This is a genomic window from Kitasatospora sp. NPDC101447 (genome assembly GCF_044767225.1).
GTDB lineage: Bacteria > Actinomycetota > Actinomycetes > Streptomycetales > Streptomycetaceae > Kitasatospora.
Window position 1 is genome coordinate 17,718 of sequence record NZ_JBIWNL010000063.1, and the last position, 10,430, is coordinate 28,147.

Consider the following 10,430-nt stretch of genomic DNA (forward strand, 5'->3'; position numbering starts at 1 on the left):
GGGATGTGATCGGCAGGGCATTTTGTTCTGGTGTCAAGGTGCGACCCTCATCGTGTCACGGCGCATGCATCGTCGTCCGGCGCGGGCCCCGCTTCTACCAGGAGGAGACAGTCGGCGGCACGCCTCGTTGGCGTCAGCCGGCTGGCCACCGCAGGCGCGGGGAGGATTTCGCCAGGTCAGACGGTCGTGGTGACTGCCGCTGGGTGGATTGTCAGTGACGACTGATAGACCCTCAGTCATGGTTGACAGCAGTCGTGGTGGGGGCGCAGGTTCGGACTGGCCGGATGCCCGGTTGTGGGGTAAGCATGATGGTCTGCCGGGTGCGTATCCGGTGATCTGCCATCTCCTGGACACCGCCGCTGTAGCCGGTGCCGTGTGGGATGCGGTTCTGGGTGAACGGGTTCGCGGGCGGATTGCGGAGGCGGTCGGAAGCTCGGAGGAGGACGCCCGGCGGCTGGTGATGCTGTGGGCGGGGCTTCACGATGTCGGGAAGATCACGCCGCAGTTCCAGAGGCTGGTGGAGGGCGAGTTCGCGAAGCTGGCGGGGGAGTCCGGCTACGCGGAGGACGACCCGGCGGGGCGGCGTGCCGGGTTTCTGGGGCACGAGGCGGCGACGCACTGGGGCCTGGTGGAGTTCTTCCGGGAGTGCGGCTATCCGATGGGCAGGCTGGTCAGGCGGTCGCCGGCGCATCAGATCGCGCAGCTGCTGGGTGGCCACCACGGGTGCTTCGCCGAATCGCTGCTGGCCAAGGAGGTCGCGAACCCCTCCGGCCACCAGCCCGGGCTGGGGACAGCACCGGGGTGGCGGGGACAGCGACTTGCTCACGCGTTCGCGGTCCGGCGGACGGTGCGGGCGGAGAAGGCGCTTGAGTCGGTGCTGCCGGGGCCATTGGCGCTGGTGATCGCGGGGCTGGTTGTGGTGTCGGACTGGCTGGCCAGCCAGGTCGACCTGATCAAGCCGAGGATGCCAGCGCAGGATTGGCCGGCTGACGACACCGCGCTCGCCGGGCACTTCGCAAGGGCCGCCGCCGCGGCACCGGGATGGGTGCGCGAGGCCGGCCTCGGGCGGGCGGTGTTCCCGGACAAGCCGTTCACCGGGCAGTTCGAATTTTCCCCGAACCCGCTGCAGGCCGACATCGCGGAGCGGCTGCCCGTCGTGGTGAACGGTCCAGGGTTGCTGCTGGTGACCGCTCCGACCGGGGACGGCAAGACGGAGGCGGCGCTGCACGCGGCGTCGGTGATGGCGCGGGCGTCGGGTGCGGGCGGGCTGTACTTCGCGCTGCCGACGATGGCGACAGCGGATGCGATGTTCGCCCGGGTCCGGGAATTCGCGGACAGGAGTGTGGAGGGGGACCGGGCGCTGACGCTGCTGCACAGCATGGCGTGGCTGAGCCCGGACTACGCCCCGGGTGAGGGGGCGGTGGACGGGTCGGCAGTGCTGGCGGACACGGAGGCCGGGCGGTGGCTGCGGACGGGACGTCGGGGGCTGCTCGCGCCGCTGGCCAATGGCACCGTCGACCAGGCGCTCACGGGCGTGCTGCCGGTCCGTTACGGGTTCCTTCGGCTGTTCGGCCTGTCGGACAAGGTGCTGGTGGTGGACGAGGCACATGCCTACGGGCCGTGGATGCACAGTCTGCTGGTGCGGCTGCTGGAGTGGCTCGGTGCGTTCGGTGCCCCAGTGGTGCTGCTGTCGGCGACGCTGACCGGCCGTGCAGCATCGTCGCTGGTCGACGCCTACCGGCGCGGCGCAGGGTTCGAGGAGGCTGCCGCCGTGAAGCCCTGCTACCCGGGCTGGCTGTTCGCGGACGCGGCCAGCGGGACGGTGTCCACGCCGCGGGAGGTCGGCAGCAGCCGGGAACGGAGCCTGCGGGTTGAGACGCGCAGGGTGCGCTGGGACATCCGGGACGAGCTCGCCGTGGTGCCGGCGCGCGACGGGCGCCGGGCGGCCCTGCACGAGATCCTGGCCCCCGTCACCGACGGCGGCGGCTGCGTGCTGGTCTGTTGCACCACCGTCGACGAGGCACAACGCACCTACCGGTACCTGCAGTCGGTCCTGCCCGAACTCGCTGCCCGTGAGGGAGGTCTGCGGCTGCTGCATTCCCGCTTCCCGGCGCACGAGCGCCGGCGTATCACCACCTCCTGCGAGAGCGCCTACGGCAAGCCAAAAACCGAGATGGAGGCGGCCGCGCCGCGCGGGGGCTCGGTCCTGGTCGCCACCCAGATCGTCGAACAGTCGCTCGATCTTGACTTCGACCTCGTCGTCTCGGATCTCGCGCCGCTCGCCCAGCTCCTGCAGCGGGCCGGCCGCGGCAAACGCCACGACCGCCCCAACCGGCCGGCGTGGACCGGCGACCCGGCCGAGCCGTGCCTGATCGTGCTGGAACCCCTCGACGACAAGGATCGCGTGGCCGCGCCCCGCACCTGGGGCACCGTCTACGACGCTTCCCTGCTGCGCCGTACCAGCATGCTGCTCGAACAGCTGCCCGGCGGCGTGATCAGCGTCCCGGGGGATGTCCAGCAGCTGATCGACGAGGTCTACGCGGACGACTTCGGGGCCGGCCTGGAGCCCGCCGCCGCGCGGGAGCTCAAGCGGATGGACGCCGAACGGATCGCCTCGGCCGTCGCGCAGGAACAGGTGGCGCAGCTGACGGCGATCGATGCCCCGTACGACGTCGTCGATGACCTGTACCGGTTGAGCGAGCGAGGCCTCGGGATCACGGAGGACCTGCTGACCACCCGTCTCGGCGCTGACAGCGGACGGGCCGTGTGCGTGTTCGAGCGTGAGGTTGGGGCATGGAGTCTCGCTCCCGATCAGGACGTGCCGCTGCCCGCGGGCACCGTGGACCGGGAGGCCATCGCACTGATCATGCGGCACACGGTGCCGCTGCCCGGCAGCTGGCTGGCCGGCCGTACCGATGAGAACGCCCCGCCGCGGTCCTGGGGCAAACGGCCGCTGCTGGCCGACCTCGCGCTGCTGCGCATGCGGTGCGACGGTGAGCGCTGGACGGGCCGGCTGGGCGAGCGGGAGGTCGAGTACTCGAACGTGGGAATTTCCGCGAACTAGCCTCGTAAGCACCGCACTTGGCACTACGTTGAACGTGCTGTTCCCGGACGGGATGCCCGTCCGGGAACAACGTGACCCCCGCCTGCGCGGGGACCGTTTCAGCGATGCGGCGGCTTCGTAAGCACCGCACGGCTCACCCCCGCTCGGGCGGGGACCGCGCAGAGCCTACCCACCCTTGTGATCACCCGTACCTGCCTCGCCGGAGGCCGCATGCCATCCGCACCACCCACTTACAATCTCGTCGACGAGCCGTGGATCCCCGTCCGGTGGCTCCCCCGCGGCGAAGGGGACGATGACCCAGAGCACGGCACGGCCCTGCCGGTCGAGGTCGGGCTGCGCGAACTCCTGCTGTGCGCACACCGGATCGAACGCATCGCGATCGGCACTGCGCCGGCTCTGTCTGCGCTGTACCGCGTCCTGTACGCGCTGACCGCCCGCATGACGGGCCTCGACGAGGCCGGACCCGGGGTCTGGTCGGAACGCCGCCTCGATGTCGTGGACCTTGAGCGTTTCGACCCGACGATGGTCGCGGAGTTCACCGAACGCATCCGCGAGCGCTTCGACCTGTTCGACCCCGTGCGCCCCTTTCTCCAGGATCCGCAGCTGGCCGGGCAGTGCGACCCGGCGAACACCGCCGGCGTCGACAAGCTCATCACCACCCGCCCCTCGGGCAACAATCACGCCTGGTTCCGGCACGCCAACAGCGCGGACCCGGACCTGCCCACCCCGGCCCAGGCCGTCCTGCACCTGCTCGTCTGGCACTACTACGGGCCTTCCGGACGGTGCTCCAGCCGCACCGTCGGAAGCGTCAAGGCCGCCAACAGCACGGCGGGCCCGCTGCGCAGCACGCTGTCGTACCACCCCGAGGGCGAGTCTCTGTTCGAGTCTCTTCTGGCGGGGCTTCCCGAGCCGGGCCGGGATGTGCGGCGGGGCGGTGACCTGTGTCCGTGGGAGCGTGAGGAGCTGCCCGACCCGGTGGCGGCTCCGCCGGCGCTCACGGGTCCGTGCTCCGGGCTGACGGCCCGGTCCCAGCACGCGCTGCTGCTGGTGCCCGACGACAGCGGCGGTTTCGTCCGGGACGCGTTCATCACGTGGGCCTACCGCGACAAGATCCCGCGCGAGGGCGACCCCTACCTGATCTGGCAGACCAGCAAGGAAGGCAACGCGTACCCGAGGCCGGCCGACTCCCAGCGGGCCCTGTGGCGCGACGTGGACGCCCTGCTCCTGCAGGAACCGGCCGGCAGTGCGAAGCCGCAGCGGCCCGCCGTGTTCTCGACCGCCTCGGAGGTGTCGGAGGAGCTGAGAGTGCGCGCGCTCGGCTTCGAACAGGACGGGCAGGCCAAGGACGTGCAGTTCGTCGACGCCACGACTCCGCCCGTGCTCGGCTTCGTGGAGCGCGACCAGGGAGCGGCGATCGCCATCGAGATCGGGCGGCTGCGTGTCCTGGGCGAGCGGTACGGCAGCCGTCTCAACCGGGCGGTCAAGAAGGCCTGGGCCGGCTTCACCGACGCCCCCAAGATCCGCGACTGCACGTGGGCCGTCGACGCCGCGGCCCGGTACTGGCCCGCCGCCGAGGCCGAGTTCTGGAAGCGCCTCGGTGATCGCGACTTCGACGCCGCGCCCGCGGCCTTCCGCGTCCTCGCCGAGCGGGCCTACGACACCGTCACCTACGGCGCGCTCGGAACCATGCGCGGAGCCAAGGCCGTCACGGCCGCGCGCATCGAGCTGTACGGCGGGCCCGTGAAGCAGCCCGCCAAGGCCGGCGGCACCAGCACCCGCACCACGAGCACGGAGGACACGTGAGCAACACCGCCGCCATCCCGGGGCCCGCCAAACCCGCCGACGACAAGGTCCCCGGCCCGAAGACCACCGACGTGATCCCCACCCTGGGGCGGGCACGCGCCTTCACCGCCAGGATCGACATGCGCAGCCACGAGGACCCCGGGGTGCGCGCGGCCCTGCGCCGCGGGGTGGGCAAGGACCTCGACGCCGTGCCGTTCATGCACCGCTTCGTCGCGTCGTGGCTGACCGACGAGCAGACGCGCAACCGCGACGTCCAGCGTGCCTACTACACCGTCGCGTCCCTGATCGCCGCGCAGCGCCGCGACCAGTACGCCGCGGCGAAGAACGGGGCGAAGCAGGATGATCAGGCGGGCGGGCCGGAGGAGGGCGCATCGGACATCCCCGGCCCGGCCGCCAGCAAGCGGAACCGTCCGCGCAGCCTGGGCCACGCGTTCGCCGACGGCGTCCTCAAAGGCGGCCAGGGAAGCGGTCTTCGGGAGACCTCCGCCGAAACCCGTCTCAACCTCCTGACCCGCCAGAGCGTCGACGGACTGCACCGCCACCTGCCGGGCGCCGTCCGCCAGCTGCGCGACCGGGACGTCGAGATCGACTGGGCCCGGCTCCTCGTCGACCTCTGCCAGTGGCGGCGCCGCTCCGCAACCATCAGGCGGATCTGGCTCCAGGACTACCACCGGACCCTGCAGAAGGACGGCGAACGCCGAGCCCTCGCCCAGGACGACACCCAGGCCAACGCCGACGACACCGACAGCACCGACGCCTGACCACGGCCGACCCGCACAACCACCCGTACACCCGCCCCGAAGGAGAAGAGCATGCCCGTCCCCGACCGCACCACCGCCCGCTTCCTCGACATCCACGTCGTCCAGAGCGTCCCGTTCGCCAACCTCAACCGGGACGACAACAACTCCGTCAAGACCGTCCGCTACGGCGACACCGAACGCACCCGCGTCAGCAGCCAGTCCTGGAAGCGCGCCGTCCGCGAGTACTACCAGGACAACTTCGGCGAGCAGGCCCTGCGCACCCGCCGCATCGGCGCCCGCGTCACCCGGCTCCTGAAGGACGAACACGACTGGCCCGCCGAACTCGCCCAGCGCGCCGGCCAGCACATCGCCGCCGGCAGCTCCATCAAGTTCGAGACCGCCAAGGACTCGCCCGTCATCACCACCAACGCCATGGTCTACGTCCCCGAGAGCGCCGTCGCCGAACTCGCCGCCCTCGCCGAGGAACACCGCACCGCCCTCGAGAACGCCAAGGACATCAAGAAGACCACCGACAAGAGCGCCCTGCCCAAGGACGCCATCGACGCCATCCTGCGCTCCCGCAACGGCATCATCAACCTCTTCGGCCGCATGCTCGCCGAAGTCGACGACGCCGGCGTCGACGGCGCCGTCCAGGTCGCCCACGCCCTCACCACCCACAGCAGCGATGTCGAGCTCGACTACTTCTCCGCCGTCGACGACGTCACCTCCGCCTGGGGCGACACCACCGGCAGCGCCCACATGGGCCACGCCGAATTCAGCGCCGGCGTCTTCTACCGCTACGCCACCGTCGACCTGGCCGACCTCGCACGCAACCTCGGCGACGACCACGCCGCCGCCCGCGAACTCGCCGCCGGATTCGCCGAGGCCTTCATCCTCTCCCTCCCCCGCGCCAAGAAGACCGCCACCGCACCCCACACCATCCCCGACCTCGCCCACATCGCCGTCCGCAGCGACCGCCCCCTGTCCTACGCCGCCGCGTTCGAACAGCCCGTCCTCTCCCGCGACCACGGCGGCTACGCCGCCGCCTCCCGCGCAGCCCTCGCCCGCTACGCCACCGCCGCGAACAAGCTGCTCGCGGGCCGCGGTACCGTCGCCGCCGCCTGGGCCAGCCTTGAGGAGAAGGACCTCGCCGGCCTCGGCACCCGCCTCGAGTCCTTCCCCGGCCTCATCGACACCGCCATCGAGGCCGCCTTCACCGCCGTCCCCGCCAAGGCCTGCGCGTGAGCCCCCACTCCGCCGCCGAACGAGGGCTGCTCATCCGTCTCGCCGCACCCCTGCAGTCCTGGGGCGAGACCAGCGAGTTCAACGAACGCGGCACCGCGGCCTTCCCCACCCGCTCCGGTGTCATCGGCCTGCTGGCCTCCGCCCTCGGCCGCCACCGCGGCGACAACATCAGCGACCTCACCACGCTCTCCCTGACCGTCCGCACCGACCGGCCCGGCACGGTCCTGCGTGACCTGCACACCGTCGGCGGCGGCCTGCCCGCCTCCCGCACCGTCACCACCGCGGAAGGCAAGAAGCGTTCCGGCACCACCGCCACCCTGCTGTCCCACCGCTACTACCTCGCCGACGCCGCCTTCACCGCGGTCGTCACCGCCGGGCCGAGCCTCCTCGACGAATGGGCCGACGCGCTCCGGCACCCCTTCTGGCCCCCGTACCTGGGCAGGCGCTCCTGCCCGCCCGAGGGCCCGCTGCTGCTGGGCCTGGTCGACGATCCCCTGCACCACCTCGTGCACCTGCCCATCGCCCGGCGCGAACCCCACGGCGACGCCACCACCGTCGACCTGCTGTTCCACGGCGACCAGCCACTCGACCGCCTCGGCAACCACCCCCAGCCCGGCGACGACCGCGGAACCAGCCCCGCAGGCGAGGTGACCGACAACCCCGTCACCTTCCATCCCCGCCGCCGGACCTACCGGGCCCGCCCCCGCTACCAGCGCACCCTCACCCTGCCCGCCACCCACTGCAAAGGCCTCGGCACCAACTACCTCACCGCGCTCGCCGACTACCTCGGCCGGCACACGACCCGCCCCGAAAGCATCCCCGCATGAGCCTGTGGCTGACCCGCATCATCCCCGACCCCCGCAGCCGCGACGCCCGCCGCGACACCGCCGGCGCCGTCGACCTGCACCACCGGATGATGTCGCTCTTCCCCGACAACCTCGACCCCGAACCGCGCCGCCGGCTCGGCATCCTCTTCCGCAGCGAAGCCACGCCCGCAGGCCAGCAGATCCTCCTCCAGAGCACCCAGCCACCCGACCTCGACCGCCTCCCCGCCGGCTACGGCCAGGCCGCCACCAAAACCCTCACGCCCCTGCTGGACGCCCTCCGCCCCGGCCTCCACATCCGCTACCGCATCGCCGCCAACCCCATCCGCAAACCCGGCCGCACCACCCGCGAGCTCTACCAGCTCAAAGCCATCGTGCCCCTCCAAGGCACAGCCGCCGACGACTGGTGGGCCCGGCAGGCCGAAACCACCGGCCTGCGCCTGGGCACCCTTCACTCCAGTCCCCTCGACGCCGCCAGAGGACACCGGCGCAGCGACCGGAGCCCGGTCCAGCACCACAGGATCCTCTTCGAAGGCACCGCCGTCATCGCCGACGCCGACCGCCTGCGCACCCGCCTCACCGACGGCATCGGCAAGGGCAAGGCCTACGGCTGCGGCCTCCTCAGCATCGCCCCCCACCGGGAACCCACGTGACCACCCGACGCCGTCCCGCCCCGGGAGCCGCCCGCCGCAACCTGGCGGCTCCCACCGCCGCCATGCTCCCGCGCATCGCCGACTCCCTCTCCTTCCTCTATCTCGACATCGTCCGCGTCGTCCAGGACGACACCGGCGTCTGCGCCGAAATCACCAGCGCCGACCGCGGCACCGAAACCGTCTACCTCCCTACCGCCGCCCTCGGCTGTGTCCTCCTCGGCCCCGGCACCTCCATCACCGCCCGGGCCCTCGCCACCCTCGCCCGCCACGGCACCACCGTCGTCATCGCCGGAGCCGGCGGCGTCCGGTGCTACGCCGCTGCCCTCCCCGACTCCCTCACCACGGTCTGGCTGGAACGCCAAGTCCGGGCGTGGGCCGATGACACCAGCCGCCTGGCTGTCGCCACCGCCATGTATGAACAGCGATTCGGCCGCGGCGCCGCTCCGGCGGGCAGCAACCTCGCCCAACTCCGCGGCTTCGAAGGCGACCGGGTCAAGGCCCTCTACCGTCTCCTTGCCCAGCAGCACCGCATCGGTCGCTTCCGCCGCAACTACGACCCCAAATCCTGGGACACCCAGGACCCGGTCAACCTTGCTCTCTCCTCCGCCAACACGTGCCTCTACGGCATCGTCCACGCAGCCATCCTCGCGCTCGGCTGCTCTCCTGCGCTCGGCTTCATCCACAGCGGCAACCAGCAGGCCTTCGTCTACGACATTGCCGACCTCTACAAGGCCGAACTCACCATCCCGCTGGCCTTCTCTCTCCACTCGTCGCAGTACCCAGAAGCCGACGCCCGGCGCAGCTTTCGCGACGGCCTGCAGTTGTTCCGGCTCCTCCCGCGCATCGTCACCGACATCCAGCGCTTGCTCGAACCGGGACAGCAGACGGCCACGCCTGACCCCGAGGAACAGCTCGTAGACCTTTGGGATCCCGTATCAGGAGTGCTGCCGGGCGGCGTGAACTACTCGACGGAGCAGACCCTATGACCGTGTTCCTGCAGCCCGTTGGACAGTCATGGCAACAATGACCGTTCTGTCCGCAACCGCAGTCCCTGACCACGTCCGAGGGGCCCTGACCCGCTGGCTCCTCGAGGTCACGCCTCAGCTGTATGTCGGCACCATCTCCGCGAAGGTCCGCGACGAACTCTGGCTCGCCGTTAGTGAATGCATCGGAAGCGGGGTGGCTGTACTGGTCCACCCGGCATCCAACGAGCAAGGCTTCGCGCTTCACACAGCTGGTGAGCAGCGACGAAAGCCCGTGGACCTCGATGGACTCACACTGGTAGCGATGACCCGCCAGCAACGCCACGAAGGTCAAGAAATCGCAAACCCGTAGAAACATTGCAGGTCGGAAAGGGTCCTCCCCGCGCGAGCGGGGGTCAGCCGCCGTCCTGGAGGAGGTAGGCGTTGAGGTCGACGTCCTCCCCGCGCGAGCGGGGGTCAGCCGAACCCGGCCTGAAGGTCCCCAAACTGGTCATCGTCCTCCCCTCGCGAACGGGGGGCAGCCGAAGTCCACGCCGATGCTGGCGGTGTGGGTGGTGTCCTTCCCGCGCGAGCGGGGGTCAGCCGCAGGTCACCATTGCGGCTCTCGGTCTCCTGGAGTCTTTCCCGCGCGAGCGGGGGTCAGCCGTGGATGGGCGGCGGCGTCGCGGCCGTCATCCTGTCCTTCCCGCGCGAGTGGGGGTCAGCCGTCGCTGTCGGTGAGCCCGAGGTCTCGCTGCAGGTCCTCGCCCGCGAGCAGGGGTCAGCCGCCGAGCCCCACCGCGCCGACCAGGTTGAGAAGTCAGGTAGAGCGCAACGACGGGGCAGCCGAGGGATGACCGCTCGGCTGCCCCGGTCGGGCGGATTGTCAGCGAGTCACCAGGTCGGAGGGGTCGGTGTTTGCCCCCGCAGAGGACTACGCAGACTTTCTCGCCGCTCGTCGGCCGGTAGCTGTGGCTGGGCGCGGCGGGGCGGGTCGGCAGGTCGCGGTTCGGTACGTGCTGGTCCGGAGTGGTCAGGGCCGCCAGTGCGGTGGCGGCGTGTTGACCGAACTAACTTCATCATTTGTGCAGGTCAGAGGCTGTTTCTGCTAGCTTCCCGTCATGCTCGATGAACGTCGT

Annotated in this window: 8 protein-coding genes; all 8 read left to right on the top strand. The window is 71.0% G+C overall.

The window, feature by feature from the left end; translation table 11 throughout:
* Positions 1-238: 238 nt before the first annotated feature.
* The 8 genes from cas3 to cas2e all read left to right on the top strand — a co-directional run bounded on the left by cas3 (position 239) and on the right by cas2e (position 9,664).
* Positions 239-3,064 carry a CRISPR-associated helicase Cas3' gene (cas3, locus tag ACIRST_RS41355; protein WP_402809715.1) on the top strand — a complete coding sequence of 942 codons (2,826 nt, stop codon included), beginning with the start codon at positions 239-241 and terminating at the stop codon, positions 3,062-3,064.
* 210 nt (positions 3,065-3,274) lie between these two features.
* Positions 3,275-4,867, top strand: a complete 1,593-nt coding sequence (gene casA / locus ACIRST_RS41360; RefSeq protein WP_402809717.1) for a type I-E CRISPR-associated protein Cse1/CasA — start codon at positions 3,275-3,277, stop codon at positions 4,865-4,867.
* Complete coding sequence (gene casB / locus ACIRST_RS41365; protein ID WP_402809720.1) at positions 4,864-5,628, top strand: type I-E CRISPR-associated protein Cse2/CasB; 765 nt, start codon at positions 4,864-4,866, stop codon at positions 5,626-5,628. Before casA ends, casB begins: the two co-directional genes overlap by 4 nt.
* Positions 5,629-5,679: 51 nt before the next feature.
* Entirely contained in the window at positions 5,680-6,852 is a 1,173-nt protein-coding gene (gene cas7e, locus ACIRST_RS41370; RefSeq protein ID WP_402809723.1) for a type I-E CRISPR-associated protein Cas7/Cse4/CasC, read from the top strand.
* A complete protein-coding gene (gene cas5e / locus ACIRST_RS41375; RefSeq protein ID WP_402809725.1) occupies positions 6,849-7,679 on the top strand; it encodes a type I-E CRISPR-associated protein Cas5/CasD in 831 nt (276 codons plus the stop codon). Before cas7e ends, cas5e begins: the two co-directional genes overlap by 4 nt.
* Positions 7,676-8,329 (top strand): type I-E CRISPR-associated protein Cas6/Cse3/CasE, encoded by a 654-nt coding sequence (gene cas6e / locus ACIRST_RS41380; protein ID WP_402809728.1) that lies wholly within the window; start codon positions 7,676-7,678, stop codon positions 8,327-8,329. The genes cas5e and cas6e overlap by 4 nt, the downstream gene beginning before the upstream one ends.
* A 62-nt stretch (positions 8,330-8,391) precedes the next feature.
* Entirely contained in the window at positions 8,392-9,315 is a 924-nt protein-coding gene (gene cas1e / locus ACIRST_RS41385) for a type I-E CRISPR-associated endonuclease Cas1e (protein WP_402809740.1), read from the top strand.
* 28 nt (positions 9,316-9,343) lie between these two features.
* Positions 9,344-9,664, top strand: coding sequence for a type I-E CRISPR-associated endoribonuclease Cas2e (gene cas2e / locus ACIRST_RS41390; RefSeq protein ID WP_402809731.1), 321 nt, complete (start codon positions 9,344-9,346; stop codon positions 9,662-9,664).
* The last annotated feature ends 766 nt before the right edge of the window (positions 9,665-10,430 follow it).